Origin of the sequence: Chitinilyticum litopenaei DSM 21440, from assembly GCF_000428145.1 — a bacterium.
GTDB lineage: Bacteria > Pseudomonadota > Gammaproteobacteria > Burkholderiales > Chitinibacteraceae > Chitinilyticum > Chitinilyticum litopenaei.
This window is the reverse complement of the sequence record NZ_KE386629.1, coordinates 1-16,732: the sequence shown is the minus strand read 5'-3', so window position 1 is coordinate 16,732 and position 16,732 is coordinate 1. Positions and strand designations below refer to the sequence as shown.

The following is a 16,732-nucleotide window of genomic DNA, read 5'->3' as shown; positions in this document are numbered from 1 at the left end:
CTGCTCCTTATTCCTGGATCTGGATGGGAATCACGCTTTCCTCGCCGGCTGCGTAGGCGTTTTCATACGGCAGCAGGAAGTCGGAAATCATGTTCTTGATGAAGTACGGGATGTAGGCGGTGCCGTCCTGCACATCCGGGGAGATCTTCACGGCGATTTTCATGTGCGTGCCGATGCTGGAGCGCACATTGACCAGCCACTTGTCCCTGACCTTTAGCCGCACGGCGTCGTCGGGCGAAATCTCGATATAGCCGTGCGGGTAAAGCCACAGCGTCTGGTCGTACTCGCGGCGCGGCACGATGGTTTTGCGCATCAGGTTGTTCTGGTGCCAGTAGTGCTGGGCCTTGCCAATCATCAGCGCGAAGGGGAATTCCGGCGTGGTGGGCGATTCCCAGTACTCGATATTGATGGCGTTGAACTTGCGCCGCCCGCAGCCGGCAAAACCTTGCGGATTCCAGTGCTGGCCAAAACCCTTGCTCAATAGCTCGTGGCTCAGGTCACCATACCCACGGGTATGTGCTGCAATGTCTTTGAATACCTGGGCTGCATTGTGATACCCCCAGTGTTGCCCCGAGGCGTTGGCAATGCGCTCAAAGAGGCTCCAGCCCGGCAGGACGTGATGGCGGCTGTCGACATTCTTGTGGGTGATCTGCACGCGCTTGTCCGACGCGGTGTAGGTGCCGTCGGTTTCGTTGTATGCCGGCAGCGGGAACACCACATCGGCCAGCTCCATGAAGGCGCTCTTGTAGGCACAGGCGTACACGACAAAATCCAGTGCGGCGATGCGTTCCTTGTCGCGGATGATGCCGTCGTCGTGGTCGATCACGAACAGCGCGCGAATGCGCGAATCAGGCGTTGCCAGCGCCTTGAACACGCTGTTGCCCAGCTCGCCCGACATGCCCATGTCGAAGCTGCCCTGCAGATTGCTGATGCCGGCCACCGGAATCACGGCCGAGTGCGGGTGATCCATGCGGTCGGACAGCAGCGCCAGATTGGTAATGGCGTCGATGGTTGGTCTGTCCAGCCCGGAAATCCCGCTGGAGAACAGGATGACAATCGATCTGGCCTGCTCGAGGTGGTGCGCTTCCTCCTCGATTTCCTCGTAGCGGATGCCGCTGGCACGCTCCAGGGCCACCGAGGAAATGCTGCGCAGCGCGGCCGCGTAGTCGGCATAGCCCGGCAGCTGGTCGATATTGGCGCGCCGGTCATGGTTGACCGTGCGAATTGCCATCAGCGCCTTGCCCAGCGCATTCACCAGCAAACCCAGCGTGCCGGGTTTTTCCTGGAAGTGCTTGGTGGACAGCTTGGCGATCTGGGTGCGCGAGCTTGATAGCGTCACCACGCGGGCGCCACGGCGCTGGGCAGCGTGGATATTGCCGCCGATCACCGGGTTCTGGCGGGTGATGTCGGTGCCGACGACCAGAATGTAATCGGCGTGGTCAATGGCGGTCAGGCTGCCGTGCGCGCCGGGGTAGCCAAACGCCTGTTCCAGCGCAGCCATGCTCTTGCGGTGGCCGGCTTCGGCGCCGATGCCGCGCAGCGTGGTCTTGAAGACGTCGCGGGTCAGACGCGCCAGCGTGAAGCTGTCTTCATTGGATGAGCGCGCCGACGCCAGTACGCCGATCTCGCCTGCGGCACCGTCAAAGGCCTGCATGCGAGCGGCGACCAAAGCGATGGCCTCGTCATAACTGGCCTCGCGCAACTCGCCGTTCTCGCGGATCAGCGGTGTGGTGATGCGCTCGTTGGTGCTGAGCAGCTCATTGGAATGCCAGCCGCGGATGCACAGCTTGCCCTTGCTGACGGGGTGCGCGATCAGCGGCGAGACACCGTAGACCTTGTGCCCGTCGGTCTTGAGGAACTGTCCGCAACCCGTGCCGCAAAGATTGCACACGCACGGCTTATAGTTAACGAGATTCATAAGTCTCCGGGCCTTTTGTTTTGCGCAGAGGCGTTGCTGGAAATAAAAAAAGGCGGACGATAAATCGCCGCCTTTTGGCTGTATCCGGTGAAATGGATGCGAATCATTCCGGATAGCTTGCTGCTGCCGATAGGTGCTGCAGCAATTGATTCGGAATCGATCTCATTTGGCTTGTCCGGGGAAATGCAGCGCGAGAAAAAATCGGGAAATCGGCAAGCCGCATGACGCCTGTGTGCCGGCAGCGTAAGGGCCGGTGTGGGCCCTGGCCAGGCGGCCATTCGCCCGGCTGGTCTCATGATGGTGTTGCGCAGGTGCACCTCATCCTCCATTGTGTTCATCAAGCCGGCAAGGCATTGATTGCAAAACGGATTGAGGGCGGTTGGGGGCAGTAACTGCACAGGTGAAACGCAGTGCCGGTCCGCGGGCTCATCCGGTATTTTTGTGCGATTCAGTGCGCTGGCCGCTGCTCGGGCGCAAGCGTTTGCTGAATTGCTGTTTCAATCCAGTTTAACGATTCGCCTATAGTGAATCTTGCGCGGCGTCAAATAGGTCAAATTGACTAGGCACAAGAATAGAGGCACATCCTGCACGTGCTTTTTTTGGAGGCCTTCCAATGCACATTCCCAATGAAATGCTTAATGGCAGCGTTAGTTCCGTCAGCGCTGTGCTTGCCGTTGCCGGCATCGCGCTGGCAGCCCGCGCCGCCTGCAAGGCGCACGATCAACCCGGTGTCCTGCGTTTTGCCGCGGTGAGCGCGCTGATCTTTGCCGCGCAGATGCTCAATTTCCCGGTGCTGGACGGTACCTCCGGGCATTTGCTGGGCGGTGTGCTGGCCGCCGCCTTGCTGGGCGTGCCCTTTGGCGTGCTGGCGCTGGCACTGGTCGTGACCGTGCAGTCGCTGGTCTTTGCCGATGGCGGCGTGCAGGTGCTGGGCGCGAATCTGCTCAATATGGCCGTGCTGGGGGCGGGGCTGGGCGGGCTGCTGCATGAGGCCTTGCGCAGGCAGGGCATGCGCCAGCCGCTGGCGCTGCTGCTGGCCGCCTGGGGGGCCATGCTGCTGGCCGCTGCAGCGTGTGCGATCGAGCTGGCGCTCAGCGGCGCGGCCGAGGCCGGCAAGGTCATGGCGGCCATGCTGGGCGTGCATGCGCTGATCGGCATCGGCGAGGGCGTGCTCACCGTCGCGCTGGTCACCGTGCTCGCCAGCCGGGTTGCCACGCGGGGCAGCTGGCACGTGGTCACGCCGCTCTCGGGCGCCGTGCTGATGGCCGCCTTGCTCAGCCCGCTGGCCAGCAGTCATCCGGACGGCCTGGAGTCGGTGGCGGGGCGGCTTGGCTTTTTGCGCGAAGGCGCGCCAAGCCTGGTCAGCCCGCTGGCCGACTATGCCGTGGCCGGCCTGGGTGAGACGGCGCTGTCTACGGCGCTGGCCGGGCTCGCAGGCGTGTTCCTGCTGCTTGTGCTGGGCGCCATGCTGGCTGGCATGCTGCGCACGCTGAATGTGGCTGGCGGCAGGCCTGCCGCGCACTGACATTCTGCCCGGCCGGCGCTGTCCGGCTTTGGGCTAGCAGGCTGTTGAAAACAGCCTGCGATCCGTTTTTCTCGGCGAAGCCGAGGAAAATGCATGAAAAGCAAAATATATCGTTGATTTTTCAGAAGCCGGTTTGCGCCGGACTTTGTCCGCTGCTTACTGTCGCTGGAGAAACCGACTTTTCAACAACCTGCTTGAGCGGCTTATACTGCCCGACCGCGTCTGGCGCGGTCTTTTTTCATGCTGAACAGGTCGTTCATGTCTTTTTCCTCCCTGGGCCTGTCGCCCGAACTGGCCGCTGCGGCCAGCCAGCAAGCCTGGCTTCTTCCCACTGCCATCCAGTGCGCCGCCATTCCGCTCATTCTGCGCGGCGGCGACCTGCGGGCCGCTGCGCAGACGGGCTCGGGCAAGACGGGGGCGTTCGCCTTGCCCCTGCTGCAGCGCTGGCAGGCGCAGGGCGAGCGCGCCTTGGTGCTGGTGCCCACGCGCGAGCTGGCCGTACAGGTCGCCGATGAATTTGTCCGCCTGGCCGCCGGCCTTGCGCGCAAGCCCAAGGTGCGTGCGGTGTACGGCGGCGCGTCGGTCAACGCGCAGATGCAGGATTTGCGCGGCGTGGTCGATGTGCTGGTGGCGACGCCGGGGCGGCTGCTGGATCTGATCGGCAAGCATGCCGTGCGCCCGGCAACCTTTGGCACGCTGGTGCTTGACGAGGCCGACCGGCTGCTCGATCTGGGTTTCAGCGCCGAAATCGCCGCGATTCTGGGCATGTTGCCGGCGCAGCGGCAAAGCCTGCTGTTCTCGGCCACGTTCCCCCCGGCCGTGGCTCAGCTCGCGCAAGGGCTGCTGCAGGAGCCCGAGTGCATCGACATCGTCGCCGGCACCACGCCTCCGGCCATCCAGCAGCGCGCCATCAATGTCGATACCCAGCGGCGCACGGCCCTGTTGCTGCAACTGCTCACTGAGGCTGCCGACGCGCGCGCCCTGGTCTTTGCCGCGAGCAAGCAGGGCTGCGAGCAGCTCGCGCGCGAGCTCGCGGCCGGCGGCGTGCTGGCCGCGCCCTTTCATGGCGAGCTGAGCCAGGGACGACGCAATCAGGTGCTCGATGGTTTCAAGGCCGGCAGGCTGTGCGTGCTGGTGGCGACCGATCTGGCCGGGCGTGGAATTGACATTGACGGCCTGCCGCTGGTGGTGAATTATGACCTGCCGCGCTCGCCGGTCGATTACACGCACCGCATCGGCCGCACCGCGCGGGCCGGTTTGAGCGGCACGGCGATCAGCCTGATTGGTACCGGCTGCGAAGCGCATTTCCGCCTGATCGAAAAGCGCCTGGGCATGCGCGTGCCGCGCGAGCAGATCGCCGGTTTCGAGCCCGTGGCGGTGCCGCTGGCGGTGGCCAATGCCGGCGGCGTCAAGGGCGCGCGCATGAGCAAGAAAGACAAGCTGCGCGCCGCCGCCGCGCGCGAGCAGCTGGACAAGAACTGAGCGGATTGGCCAGGTTCTGTTGATGTTTTGTTTGCACTGCCCGTTTGTGCTGTTTTTGGCCTGAAACAAGGCGCGAAGCCCGCCGCATAGTCGTTCTATGCAAGGGCTTTGCAACGCCGTGTCAGGCCAAAAACAGCCAAACCGGCTTTTTGATAACACATCCGGCTGGACGCTTTTTGCGCCGACTCTGCGTTGTTGCTTCGCTGACATAACCCGTTATGCGGCGCTCGCAACGCCTTGATTCGGCGCAAAAATCGCTCCAGCGGGAACGCAAACAAAACGTCAACAGAACCTAGGCGCTCCGGCGCCCACTGCACACGGAGCTTGCCGCCAGCATGCACCGACTGCCCGACATGGCGGCAGGGATTGGCTGGCGGAATGGTGCAGGGCGAATGTCGCCGGGGCAGGGCAAGGTTACTCCTGATTAGAAACCCTTCTTAGCAAACCACAAAAACCTATTGAACCACAGAGACACAGAGGGCACAGAGGAAGCAAAACCCTGAGAATTGCCTGGACGTGCTCCAGTTTTTCTCTGTGTTCTCTGTGTCTCTGTGGTTGATTTGGGTTTTGCTGAGAAGTCTTGCTAATCAGGAGGTTACTTGTATACGTATATGGCTGAAGCCTTTCATGGTATTTGGCTGCAGCTTGATACCCATTGATTGGGTCGGAGGGGGAATGCGCATTTTCCGTGTGCTGGGCTGCCTGGTGGCCATGCTGTGCTGCCTGGCCGCAGGCCTGCAGGTGCTCTGGGGCCCCGCGTCCACCGGGTATTCCCGGCGGCAGTGGTTGCGACCGGCGCTGGAGGCCCTCTTCGGCCCCGGGCCGGGCATGTGGCTGATGGCGGGGCTGTGGTGGCTGCTTGCCGCCGTATTGCTGTGTTTGGCGGTGCGCGCCTGGCGCCGCTGAGCCGGCCTTCTGAACCTTGGCGTCACACCGCCTAGGGGCTGCAGATCACAGTCCGTGCCGGGCAAGAATGGCTGCCAGCGAGCCATCGGCGCGCATCGCGCGCAGAGTCCGGTCGAATTCTGGCAGCAGCGCCGCGTAAGGCGAATCCTTGCGGATGCACAGGCGGTAGTGCAGGGTATCGACCCGGATCGGCAGCTCGATCAGCTCGCCGTCCAGCGCCAGTTCGCGTATCGCCCGGCGGGCGTGCAGTGCGGCGTCGCCGACGAAGTCCACCTGCAGTGTCGCCGCCGCGCGATACATGTCGCTGGCCAGCGGATAGCGCGTGGTCTTGAAGCCGTGCAGTTTTTCCCTCGCCCAGCCCGCTCCCAGGTAGTAGGCCATGCGATAGGGTCGAAACTGCTCCAGTGTCGTCAGACCTTGCAGTCTCGCCAGCTCCGGATGCTTGCGGCTGGCATAAAAGCGCATTTCGGAGGCGAACACGCTTTCCTGACTGGCAAGCGTGTACGTCTGGCGTTCGCGGGTATGCAGGGTGACAAAGGCGTCGGCCTGGCCATCGCGAACCATGCGCTGCGCGCGTACCCAGGGATAGCCGCCATGCTGCAGGGCCACGCCCATGCGTTTGCCCAGCACCTCGTCCAGCAGGTCGATCAGCGCGCCGTGCACCTTGTCGCCCGCACCGCTGGAGAGTGGCGGATAGTCCTGGAAATACACCACATGCAGCGCGGGCCGGCCCGGCTGCTGCTCAAAGGCCTGAAGTGCAGGCGCCAGCAGGAGCAGCAACACCAGCAGCAGCTTGCGCGGAATGTGCGGCATGGTCGGCTCCTGCGCGGAGAATGCGTGTCCTTCACGCTATGCGGCAATCCTTACAGCGTCAAGCTGCGCTGCCGCCAAGGGCGGATGGCTGGGTACTTGGCTGAATGCCCATGGGTATATCACTGAAGCCCTTTAAGGTGATTGCCTTCCAGAAGATACCTTGTGGTGTTTGTGTCATGGTCCGCCATTCGGGTAGTGCTTGCCTGCGGCAGCTTGCCTTCGGGCAAGGAGGTAGTGGCTCGATAAGCTGCAGCTGTTCGCACTGGCAGACGGCCTGTTCCGCCATTCCTTGCACCGCTGGCGCGAAAAGATTGCAAACAGGTTCTAAGCTAATGGAGTCGCTATCTGCTTTATCGGGTGAAAAGATGACCATCAAAATGAAGGCATGGCTGCTGTCGGTGTTTGTGCTGATCGCGCTGATCGGGGTAATGCTGGTCGGCCTGTCGACCATGAAAACGGCGGCCAATGAAGACAACAAGGCGCGCATCGAGCAACTGCTGCGCAGCACCTACCTGACCATCGTCCAGCTGGAAGAAATGGCCGCCAGCGGCAAGCTCAGTGAAGAGCAGGCCAAGGCCATCGCCACACAGCTGCTGCGGGAAAACAAGTACCACAAGTCCGAGTATGTCTACGTGGTTGATGACAAGCTCAACTTCGTTTCCACACCGCTTGATCCGCAACTGCATGGCACCAGCTTCAATGATTTCAAGGATGCCCAGGGCAAGAGCGTGGGCGCGCTGGCAGTCGAAGCGCTGCAGAAATCCGGTGGCAAGCTGACCGAATACTGGTGGAACTCCAAGCGTGACGAACAGGTGGTCGACCTGCTGTCGGTGGCGATCCAGACGCCGCGCTGGAAATGGATCGTCGGCAATGGCGTCAGCTTTGCCGAGGCCGATGCGCGCTTCTGGGCCAACGCCCGCTGGCAGGTGGTGATTTGTCTGGCGATTGCCGCCTTTGTCGCCCTGATCCTGATGTCCACCGTGCGCAAGTTGCTGCTGCAGCTGGGCGGCGAGCCGGCTTATGCAGCGGAAGTGGCGCTGGCGATTTCCAAGGGCGATCTGGGCCGCAAGGTCCAGGGCACTGTGCGTGCCGACAGCCTGCTGGGCGCGGTGGCAAGCATGCAGACCAGCCTGCGCGAAATGATAGACAGCATCCAGCGTGGCGCCGACGAGCTGCGGCAGGCGACCGGCAGCCTGGCGCGGCAGATGGAGGCCATCGATCAGGCTTCGCGGCAATCGTCCGATGCCACCCAGTCCAGTGCGGCGGCCATCGAGGAAATGTCGGTCAGCATCGACCACATCTCGCAAGGCGCCCGCGAAACCGAGCAGAACTCCTCGCGTTCCACGCAGCTGGCCAATGAAGGCGAAGGGCTGGTGAACAAGGCCGCGCAGGAAATCCAGCTGGTTGCCCAGCAGATTTCCACCGCCTCCGGCCTGATCGGCGGGCTCGTCGAGCGCTCGCGCGAAATCGACGGCATCGCCAGCGTCATCAAGGACATCGCCGACCAGACCAATCTGCTGGCGCTGAACGCCGCCATCGAGGCTGCGCGGGCCGGCGAGCAAGGGCGCGGCTTTGCCGTGGTCGCCGATGAGGTGCGCAAGCTGGCCGAGCGCACCACCCAGGCCACCGGGCAGATCACCAGCATGATCCAGGCCGTGCAGACCGACACGCTGTCGGTCGTCGCCAGCATGGACCAGGCCACGCCGCAGGTGGCGCGTGGGGTGGACATGGCCGACCGGGCCGCGACCATGCTGCGCGAAATCAGCGGCGGTGCATCGGAAACGCTGCACAAGATCCGCGAAGTCGCCAACGCCACTTCGGAGCAGAGCCAGGCCAGCAGCAGTCTGGCGGTCAATGTCGAACGCATTACCCACATGGTCGAGGAATCGGCCGAGTCGGTTCGCGCGGCAAACGAAAATGTGCGCGCGCTGGAGCAACTGGCCGGCAAACTGCGCGCCGATGTCGCCCGCTTCCGCCTCTGACCGGCTTGCCCGGATCAAAAGTGCAACCTGATTATGTCTCTGCTTCAGAATCGTCATTCCCGCGTACGCGGGAATCCAGATGACGGTGTGAAATCAAGCTTTGCTCTGGATGCCCGCCTTCGCGGGCATGACGAAAAAAGGGTTTCTGAAGGAGAGACATAATCAGGAAGTGCAATGCCAGAACAGCCTGCCGACCAGCAGGCTGTTTTTTCTGGTTGAAACCGCTTTTCCCCACCAGCCGGCCGATGCGCGTGTACTCGAAGCGCCATTGCGCGGCGTTTTCGTTGGTTAGGGTGATCAGGCGGCCCAGCGGGTCCCACTGGTAGGCCAGGGGCTGGCCGGCGGCGTCGGTGCGCTCGCTGATCAGGCCAGCCAAGCCGTACTGGTCGCGGGTCTGGCGGCCCAGCGGGTCGGTGTGCTGCAGCAGTCGGCCTTCGGCGTCGCCCCGCAAGGGGACTTGCTTCGCGGCGTACTCCAGCTGCTCGCGGCGGCCATCCGGGTGGATGACGGTGGCCAGCTGGCCACGCTCATACTTGTAGCGGGTCGTTTCGCCCAGCGCATTGCTGCTGGCGATCAGCCGGTCGCGTTCGTCATAGCTCCAGCTGCTGGTCTTGCCGGAGCAATCGGTGTAGCTGGCGAGCTGGCCGCTGGCGGTGTAGGCCAGTGCCTTCTTGCCGCCGCGCGCGTCGGTGATTTCGACCAGCTGGTTCTGCTCGTTGTAGGCGTATTCGGTCTTGCGGCCCAGCGGATCGGTTTCCTCGATCACATTGCCCAGGTCGTCGTAAGCGCGCAGCCAGTGCTGGCCCTGCGGGTCGCGGATGCCGGTGAGGTTGTCCTCGTCGTCATAGGCAAAGTGCACGGTGCTGCCATCGGGGCGGATATGTTGCAGCAGGTTGTTGCGCTCGTCGTACTGGTAGCAATCGACGCTGGCATCGGGGTGCACATGTTTGGTGACGCGCTTGTCGTCATTGCGGAAGAACCACTCTTCGCGGTCATCGGGATAAACGATCCGATAGGTGTAACCGAGGATGTCGTAGTAGTGCCAGGTTTCGTTGCCCAGGGCATCGGTGACATAGGTCAGGCGGATGTTTGCATCCCATTCCAGCGTCGTGTCAAAGCTGCCATCATCGGCCCATTCGCGCACGGCCCTGGCTTCGGGGCCGGTGCCGTTGTAGCGGACATTGAAGCCACGCCCGGTGCGGTCGGTGTAGCGGTGTAGCAGGTGGTACTGATACTCGTAGCGCCAGAAGTCGGCATTTTCGTCCTGAGCGAGGACCAGATCGCCTTCGTCATTGTAGTGGTAGGCGGCCAGCTGGCGGGCGCTGTCCTCGCTGCCGGCCAGCCACAGTGCGGTGATGCGGCCATTGGCAACCGGTGTCGCCGAGTGGGGTGAAGATAGGGTATTCCTCTGCAGCCATTTTTAATAAAGGGCTACAGGCATATACCTGTTCAGATTGTTAAAGAGCCATTCTCGCCCGTTTGCCGATGCTGGCCGTACCGTTACTGATGCAGTACATGAGCAACATTGCGGCTGCCATGTTGGGCGTCGCTGGCGCGCTACCAAATTTGTTCAGCTCCTCGTTGCTCCACTGTTAGTTCTCTTTTTCGTTTGAATTCGGCCATTATTTTTGGGTTGCTTTCGAGAGCGCTTTCATTTTTATCAAGCACTTTTGATGCATGAAGAGATTTTAGGTCTTTGAGTTTGAGGAGGTATTCAAAAGTATCGATCGTATCAAGGCTAATTTCTATCCAGTTTTCTTTTTCTGCCAAGAAGCGCCAATCTGTGACTTTTTTATAGCCAAAGATTCGAATGCGATTGAGTTTCTTGCATTTTATTATTGGGGAAAGATCAATTAAGTTTCTGGCTTTCTCGATTCTGAGTGACTCGAGGTTTTCAAGGTATTCAATTCCACTGAGTGAGGTCATTGCGCATTCGGCAAGATGGAGGTTGACAATGTTCATTCCTCTTACGAAATCCAGTGATTTTTCTTTCAGCTTGAAGAGCAATAATTTTTGAATGGATGGGTGGCCTACCCAGCTCATGTTTTTCTGATCGCACACCAGTCTTAGCTCGGTCAGTTGATCGAACTTGTGAAAATCCACCCCTTTGTAAGTCACCCCTTCCGAAAATTGCATTGATTGCAGGTTTTTGAATTTCAGCAAGAACGCTTCGCTGACTGCGATTGGTTCTGTTACATGGCCTGCTGGGTAGAAATTGATTTCAGTGATTTGATTGGTATATTCATACTTATCAAGTAGCTCAAGTGCTTGATCTAATTCGGAAAATTGAATTAGTAACCGATCGCATTTATGCTCTTTGATTAAGTGGTGGTGTTTTATAAAGCCGTCAAGCCTTGAAGCGGCAAATTGAATGATGCCTTTAGTATTAAATCTGCATACCACAGTTTCATAATTTTCATGAAAAATGATGTCATCCATTGTTCATCTCCGGCCACCGCCATTTGGCTTGGCATTGTAAGCGTTAATGATGGCCTGCGCCTCTTGATCAACCTGCTGCTGAACCTGAGGCGATTGATTGGCGTAGCGATTCTTTCCCGCAGACTGTTGTTGATTCAACAAATTTGATCCAGGTGTTCTTGCTAAAGTCTCCATGGCTTTATATTCGACCATCTCCGCATAATGGTCATCTGATACGCCATTAGGGGCCTTCCCTTTCAAGTCAACATGAATGCCTTTGTCGATGGCTGCATCATACTTATCACAAGGATTGGACAAGTGGCCTTGATTGGCATGGCTGCCATCATCGCGCGTGCGTTGTCTGGTTGAAGACATATAACGGCGTCTTGGCCCTTTGCCGACATAGCCATTCTGATTGGTAGTCCGGAATATATATACACCTGTCAGCCCCCAAGGATCTACCCATTCGGTTGGATTCGGCGCATACGCAAAGATATTCAACCCACCATGCAGTCCAATCGGGTCTTTGCTGATGAATCGCCCCACGCTCGGGTCGTAGTAGCGGTGGCGGTTGTAGTGTAATCCCGTTTCGTGGTCGAAGTATTGGCCCTGGAAGCGCAGCGGGTTGCTGATCCCGGCGCGTTTGGCGGCTTCAGAGATCGCAGCCCTGGCTTCGCCCCAGGCTTTGTAGTCTGCTGACCATGCCAGATTGCCCTCGGCGTCGAGCAGCTCCTGCGGGGTGCCGAGGTGGTCGGTGTGGTAGTAGTACAGCTGCTCGAACGCTTGCGGCTCGGGGCTGTAGGTCCACAGCGGGTCGGCGTCGATGTCGTAGTCGCGCTCGCTCCAGTCCGGCGTGGGGATGAGCGGGATGCGCTGGCGGGTTTTGGCCTGCAGCAGCGGCACGAAGCTGCCGGGCTCGAACACGTAGTGCGTGGTCGTTTCCGCGTCGCCTTCCCAGGCGATCTGGTCGCCGTCCCAGCCGTACAGCGTCACGCCGTAGCCGTGCTCGCGCGACAGCCGCGCCGTTTCGCTGGCGACCCAGGCGGGGTTGACGGCGGCCTGCGCGCCGGCGCCAATCGGCAGCTTGGGCGTGCTGTGCTTCAGTAGCCGGCGGCCCAGCGGGTCATCCCACGGGGACTTGCTTCGCGGCGTAAGCGAACTCGGTGTCGACGTCGTTGCCGCGCACGGCGGCGAGGCGGTTGAAGTGATCCCATTCGAACCACTGCGTGCGGCCGTTGTCGATGCGCGCGCGCAGATTGCCGCGCTCGTCGTCCCCCAAGGGGACTTCCTGCGGGGCGTATTCGAAGTGCTTGCCGGCGTCCCACAGGGACTAGCTGCGCGTCGTAGTCTTTGAGCAGGTTGTCGAGCAGGGTGTTGCTGCCGGTGAGCTGGCTGTGGAACTGCTGCAGCTCGGCGCGCTCGCGCGTGGCGTACTGGCGCTGGTTAGCCGTTTGCGGGTCGAGCAGGTTGCCAGCGGGGTCGAAGGCGAGGGTTTCCTGGCCCAGACGGCTGGTGGCGGCGAGAAGACGGTGTAGCTGGCTACTGATTGTGAAGGGTATATGCCTTTAGACTTTTAAAGTGAGAGGCTACAGGCATATACCCATGCTTCTTGTTAAAGAGCTACTCTCGCGAGTTTGACGATGCTGACCGTACCGCAAAGCTGCAGCACAAGAATAAGATTCCGCAGTGATGTTGGGTTTCGCTGGCGCTCAACCCAACCTACCGCGCATTATTTTCGTGCCCCTTATTTTTCCGATTCAGCCTCATATAAGCCGGGGAAAATTTGATCCTTGAGTGGGTCAAAGTCGAATCCTTTTTCATAAATATGAACGAGTCTTTCGGAGAGGTGGTTGTCTCCGAGAATATTGCTAAGTTGATATTTAAGAATGAGATCTCGGTGTTGATCGAGTGTTAAGTCCTCAATGACAGCGGGTGCTTGCCATGACTCCACTTCACCATTCTCACCAGTGTCAACCAACTTTCCACCTTTCCATGGAAAGTTGCAGCCATAATTTGCTTTTGCAAATATTACATACCGCTCGTACGGTTGAGTACCTGGCTTTATTTCGTCAGGTTTAGCTCTTCGCACCCCTAGTTTTTGAATGACCACGTTGCCGATTGGCACTGTGAAAAGTGGCTCGATGAAGCTGAGGTCGAGTGGGCGCCATATATCCTCATTCTTGAAAATATTATAAAGGCGGATTCGCGCAGTACCTTTGGGCATCATTTGTGCCACTGTAAATAAATCATCCCTGAGTTTGAGGATGAAGACCGCATTTTCTTGCCAAAATGCACGCATAAAATCTCCTTATTTCTTTTTGTACTTTTTAGAGCCTGAACCTATCGGGCAGTAACCTTTTTGTGCATCTGCCGCTCTCAAATATTCATCGTGTCGCTTATTGGTATCCCCAACTGGATTTTGCTTATTGGCTGTTCCGCGTAAACCACCTCGCTCTTCAAATTCTCGCTGCTCAAGCCCTCGGGCAGTGTCTTTACCGGCTTGACCATAGCCACTATATATTGGCTGCGGAGGTTGGCCATTGGCAAAGCCACTATAATCTCCACCGTAACGGTATTTGATAACATCATCCGCTGTCTGATGACCTTGCATGCTGGCATAGCCCACGTATGGTTTAGCTACCATTATGGTTTTTCCGGTAGCGTCGATCTCTGGCACCATTTTCGTTCCGAGATATGTCACGTGTGTGGCGGTAGCGGGGTCACCTGCCAAACCTAACGGATCAATCCAGCTTACCGGATTCGGTGCATAAGCAAAGATATTCAAGCCACCCATCAGGCTGATCGGATCCTTGCTGATGAAGCGCCCGATTTGCGGGTCGTAGTAGCGATGCCGGTTGTAGTGTAATCCCGTTTCGTGGTCGTAATACTGGCCCTGGAAGCGCAGCGGGTTGCTGATGCCGGCTTTCCTTGCTGCGTCACTGATCGCGGCTTTGGCTTCGCCCCAGGCTTTATAGTCGGCGCTCCAGGCCAGATTGCCATCAGAATCGAGCAGCTCCTGCGGGGTGCCGAGGTGGTCGGTGTGATAGTAGTACAGCTGCTCGAACGGCTGCGGCTCGGGGCTGTAGGTCCACAGCGGGTCGGCGTCGATGTCGTAGTCGCGCTCGCTCCAGTCCGGCGTGGGCAGCAGCGGGATGCGCTGGCGGGTTTTGGCCTGCAGCAGCGGCACGAAGCTGCCGGGTTCGAACACGTAGTGCGTGGTCGTTTCCGCGTCGCCTTCCCAGGCGATCTGGTCGCCGTCCCAGCCGTACAGCGTCACGCCGTAGCCGTGCTCGCGCGACAGCCGCGCCGTTTCGCTGGCGACCCAGGCCGGGTTGACGGCGGCTTGCGCGCCGGCGCCGATGGGCAGCTTCGGCGTGCTGTGCTTCAGCAGCCGGCGGCCCAGCGGGTCATAAGCAAACTCGGTGTCGACCTCGTTGCTGCGCACGGCGGCCAGCCGGTTGAAGTGATCCCACTCGAACCACTGCGTGCGGCCGTTGTCGATGCGCGCACGCAGATTGCCGCGCTCGTCGTACTCAAAATGCTTGCCGGCGTCCCACAGGGACTAGCTGCGCGTCGTAGTCTTTGAGCAGGTTGTCGAGCAGGGTGTTGCTGCCGGTGAGCTGGCTGTGGAATTGCTGCTGCTCGGCCCGCTCGCGCGTGTCGTACTGGCGTTGCCCGGCCGTTTGCGGATCAAGCAGGTTGCCAGCGGGGTCGAAGGCAAAGGTTTCCTGGCCTAGGCGGCTGGTGGCGGCGAGCAGCCGGTGTAGCTGGTCACTAATGATAGAAGGTATATGCCTGTAGCCTTTTAAATTGAAAGGCTACAGGCATATACCTACGCTTCTTGTTAAGGAACTACTCTCGCCAGTTTGACGATGTTGACCGTATCGCAAAGCTGCAGCACAAGAACAAAATTCCGCAGTGATGTTGGGTTTCGCTGACGCTCACCCCAACCTACCGCGCTACATATTTATACCCATGCAGATTATTAAATAACCGATCTCGCCAGTTTGACGATGACTACCGTACCTCAACTGCTGCAGTACACGAGCAACATTCCGCAGTGATGTTGGGTTTCGCTGATGCTCAACCCAACCTACCGCGCTGATCATTTCGTTAGGTGCAATGCCTGCGGCGATTGCACCCTGCCGAGTGCCGTACGTGGTGAAAGCGTGGCGGAAAGAGCAACCGGAATTTTTCAGGAGAAAAGTCTATAAACAGGCGGAACCCGGCGCCTGAACTAAGTGAATTGAATTTTCAATTGCCCTAGATTTTTACCTGGTGAAAGATGCTCTGTATTAATAAATACATAACCTATTCCACCCATAAAAAGTCCTTTGTGTGATGGCCAGTATTTGTCAAAAACAGAGCCGACAAATTGCAATAGGAAGTGGTGGTGGTCAATTGAAATTCTATCTTGCAGCCAGACAGGTGTTCCGCCTATCTTGCTGTCAATTTCATCTGAAAACTCATCTTCTTCTTCTGCGTCATGATCACAATCAATGCGTATTGCATGTGCTGGGTTTAATGGGAATGAACACTCTTGGCGTAGTTCTTTTGAAATGGGATGCATGAAAATGCTAGCTACATTGTTGTTTCTTGCGAGATCGATGACGTGTTGAATGGAGTCAGGCTGATAAGGGATAAACAGTGAGATGCAGTGCTTCTCTGGAAGTTCGAACCCTAAATGCTCGTTAACTATTTCTGTAGGGATGGCCATGAAGTGTAACATTGGGTTTCCATCTTTACTTTTTGGCCAATCTATTTCTTGTGGGATGCATGATTGACCACCAATGCGCGGTAGAAATTCAGGTGGGCATTCAATTTTGAAATCTAAATAATTTATCATGATTAAATCCTTTATGGGCAGCAACAAAGGTCTTTCAAGAATTTTTCGCTATTCTTTCTTAATCGTCTTGCTTGAGAGGCACCAACACCAGACTTTCTTAATGCTCCTTGCCAAACGTCCATTTGTCTTTTTGTTGGTCTGTTGTTGTCAAGTTGGAACTCATTAACGCCAACGCCAAGATGCTGTTTTGCCAAGTCGTTTTCTATAATATGAACATTGTCATGCGTAGGTAGATCAAGAGCAATCGATGGATTGTCGGGATGTCTTTTAGGGTTGCCTTTTTTGGTTTTTGCACCACACCCCATTTGCTCTAAAGCTTCATTCCTGATTAATTCATGTGCTTCTAGCTGGTCTCTTCGATTTGCTCGACCAGTAAGAGTTCCATAGGTGCCTAATTGACCATTCGCAGCTAATCCCTGCGGATCAACCCAGTGTACCGGATTCGGCGCATACGCAAAGATATTCAGCCCACCCATCAGGCTGATCGGGTCTTTACTGATGAATCGCCCGATTTGCGGGTCGTAGTAGCGGTGCCGGTTGTAGTGTAATCCCGTTTCGTGGTCGAAGTATTGCCCCTGGAAGCGCAGCGGGTTGCTGATGCCGGCGCGTTTGGCGGCGTCACTGATCGCGGCTTTGGCTTCGCCCCAGGCCTTGTAGTCTGCTGACCACGCCAGATTGCCTTCGGCGTCGAGCAGCTCCTGCGGGGTGCCGAGGTGGTCGGTGTGGTAGTAGTAGAGCTGCTCGAAGGGCTGCGGCTCGGGGCTGTAGGTCCACAGCGGGTCGGCGTCGATGTCGTAGTCGCGCTCGCTCCAGTCCGGCGTGGGCAGCAGCGGGATGCGCTG

Annotated in this window: 16 protein-coding genes; 5 read left to right on the top strand and 11 right to left on the bottom strand. The window is 58.5% G+C overall.

The window, feature by feature from the left end; genetic code table 11:
- Positions 1-7: 7 nt before the first annotated feature.
- Positions 8-1,918: a molybdopterin oxidoreductase family protein gene (locus tag C515_RS0116565; protein WP_043650201.1), complete on the bottom strand. Its 1,911-nt coding sequence runs from the start codon at positions 1,916-1,918 to the stop codon at positions 8-10.
- The gene (locus C515_RS23780; RefSeq protein WP_144290519.1) at positions 1,915-2,235 is read right to left on the bottom strand and encodes a hypothetical protein; all 321 of its coding nucleotides are present in this window, start codon (positions 2,233-2,235) and stop codon (positions 1,915-1,917) included. The genes C515_RS0116565 and C515_RS23780 overlap by 4 nt, the downstream gene beginning before the upstream one ends.
- A 296-nt stretch (positions 2,236-2,531) precedes the next feature.
- Here C515_RS23780 and C515_RS21675 point away from each other — a divergent pair, with 296 nt between their 5' ends.
- The 3 genes from C515_RS21675 (at position 2,532) to C515_RS0116550 (ending at position 5,831) form a co-directional block, all read left to right on the top strand.
- Positions 2,532-3,443: an energy-coupling factor ABC transporter permease gene (locus tag C515_RS21675; RefSeq protein WP_043650199.1), complete on the top strand. Its 912-nt coding sequence runs from the start codon at positions 2,532-2,534 to the stop codon at positions 3,441-3,443.
- 258 nt (positions 3,444-3,701) lie between these two features.
- Complete coding sequence (locus C515_RS0116555; RefSeq protein WP_211234095.1) at positions 3,702-4,925, top strand: DEAD/DEAH box helicase; 1,224 nt, start codon at positions 3,702-3,704, stop codon at positions 4,923-4,925.
- A 675-nt stretch (positions 4,926-5,600) separates the two neighbouring features.
- On the top strand, positions 5,601-5,831 hold the full coding sequence (locus tag C515_RS0116550) for a hypothetical protein (protein ID WP_028456401.1): 231 nt from the start codon (positions 5,601-5,603) through the stop codon (positions 5,829-5,831).
- A gap of 45 nt (positions 5,832-5,876) precedes the next feature.
- Here the strand turns inward: C515_RS0116550 and C515_RS0116545 are convergent, their stop codons facing one another.
- On the bottom strand, positions 5,877-6,644 hold the full coding sequence (locus tag C515_RS0116545; protein ID WP_028456400.1) for a substrate-binding periplasmic protein: 768 nt from the start codon (positions 6,642-6,644) through the stop codon (positions 5,877-5,879).
- A 365-nt stretch (positions 6,645-7,009) separates the two neighbouring features.
- On the opposite strand from C515_RS0116545, the gene C515_RS0116540 reads away from it, so the two are divergent.
- On the top strand, positions 7,010-8,626 hold the full coding sequence (locus C515_RS0116540) for a methyl-accepting chemotaxis protein (RefSeq protein WP_051305043.1): 1,617 nt from the start codon (positions 7,010-7,012) through the stop codon (positions 8,624-8,626).
- A 31-nt stretch (positions 8,627-8,657) separates the two neighbouring features.
- On the opposite strand, the gene C515_RS0116535 is transcribed toward C515_RS0116540, so the two are convergent.
- The 4 genes from C515_RS0116535 to C515_RS24280 form a co-directional block, all read right to left on the bottom strand.
- On the bottom strand, positions 8,658-9,770 hold the full coding sequence (locus tag C515_RS0116535) for an RHS repeat domain-containing protein (protein ID WP_028456398.1): 1,113 nt from the start codon (positions 9,768-9,770) through the stop codon (positions 8,658-8,660).
- A gap of 413 nt (positions 9,771-10,183) precedes the next feature.
- A complete protein-coding gene (locus C515_RS0116530) occupies positions 10,184-11,065 on the bottom strand; it encodes a hypothetical protein (protein ID WP_028456397.1) in 882 nt (293 codons plus the stop codon).
- A 3-nt stretch (positions 11,066-11,068) separates the two neighbouring features.
- The gene (locus tag C515_RS21670; RefSeq protein WP_051305042.1) at positions 11,069-12,037 is read right to left on the bottom strand and encodes an RHS repeat-associated core domain-containing protein; all 969 of its coding nucleotides are present in this window, start codon (positions 12,035-12,037) and stop codon (positions 11,069-11,071) included.
- Between the two features lie 130 nt (positions 12,038-12,167).
- On the bottom strand, positions 12,168-12,323 hold the full coding sequence (locus tag C515_RS24280; RefSeq protein ID WP_169719582.1) for a hypothetical protein: 156 nt from the start codon (positions 12,321-12,323) through the stop codon (positions 12,168-12,170).
- A gap of 115 nt (positions 12,324-12,438) precedes the next feature.
- Here C515_RS24280 and C515_RS24130 point away from each other — a divergent pair, with 115 nt between their 5' ends.
- A complete protein-coding gene (locus C515_RS24130; protein WP_158380857.1) occupies positions 12,439-12,579 on the top strand; it encodes a hypothetical protein in 141 nt (46 codons plus the stop codon).
- Positions 12,580-12,788: 209 nt separating this feature from the next.
- Here C515_RS24130 and C515_RS0116510 read toward each other — a convergent pair whose 3' ends face one another.
- The 4 genes from C515_RS0116510 to C515_RS22750 form a co-directional block, all read right to left on the bottom strand.
- On the bottom strand, positions 12,789-13,343 hold the full coding sequence (locus C515_RS0116510; RefSeq protein WP_028456396.1) for a DUF8309 domain-containing protein: 555 nt from the start codon (positions 13,341-13,343) through the stop codon (positions 12,789-12,791).
- A gap of 9 nt (positions 13,344-13,352) precedes the next feature.
- On the bottom strand, positions 13,353-14,489 hold the full coding sequence (locus C515_RS23775) for an RHS repeat-associated core domain-containing protein (protein ID WP_028456395.1): 1,137 nt from the start codon (positions 14,487-14,489) through the stop codon (positions 13,353-13,355).
- Positions 14,490-15,281: 792 nt separating this feature from the next.
- Positions 15,282-15,890 (bottom strand): DUF1963 domain-containing protein, encoded by a 609-nt coding sequence (locus C515_RS23270; RefSeq protein WP_081687019.1) that lies wholly within the window; start codon positions 15,888-15,890, stop codon positions 15,282-15,284.
- Positions 15,891-15,901: 11 nt separating this feature from the next.
- The coding region (locus C515_RS22750; RefSeq protein ID WP_211234094.1) for an RHS repeat domain-containing protein at positions 15,902-16,732 on the bottom strand (831 nt) is incomplete at its 5' end.

Bases quoted from the DNA above. Each gene is read 5' to 3' on its own strand.
- C515_RS0116540 (WP_051305043.1), top strand. From the start codon at position 7,010: ATGACCATCAAAATGAAGGCATGGCTGCTGTCGGTGTTTGTGCTGATC.
- C515_RS0116545 (WP_028456400.1), bottom strand. From the start codon at position 6,644: ATGCCGCACATTCCGCGCAAGCTGCTGCTGGTGTTGCTGCTCCTGCTG.
- C515_RS23270 (WP_081687019.1), bottom strand. From the start codon at position 15,890: ATGATAAATTATTTAGATTTCAAAATTGAATGCCCACCTGAATTTCTA.
- C515_RS21675 (WP_043650199.1), top strand. From the start codon at position 2,532: ATGCACATTCCCAATGAAATGCTTAATGGCAGCGTTAGTTCCGTCAGC.
- C515_RS0116550 (WP_028456401.1), top strand. From the start codon at position 5,601: ATGCGCATTTTCCGTGTGCTGGGCTGCCTGGTGGCCATGCTGTGCTGC.
- C515_RS0116555 (WP_211234095.1), top strand. From the start codon at position 3,702: ATGTCTTTTTCCTCCCTGGGCCTGTCGCCCGAACTGGCCGCTGCGGCC.
- C515_RS0116530 (WP_028456397.1), bottom strand. From the start codon at position 11,065: ATGGATGACATCATTTTTCATGAAAATTATGAAACTGTGGTATGCAGA.
- C515_RS0116565 (WP_043650201.1), bottom strand. From the start codon at position 1,918: ATGAATCTCGTTAACTATAAGCCGTGCGTGTGCAATCTTTGCGGCACG.
- C515_RS0116510 (WP_028456396.1), bottom strand. From the start codon at position 13,343: ATGCGTGCATTTTGGCAAGAAAATGCGGTCTTCATCCTCAAACTCAGG.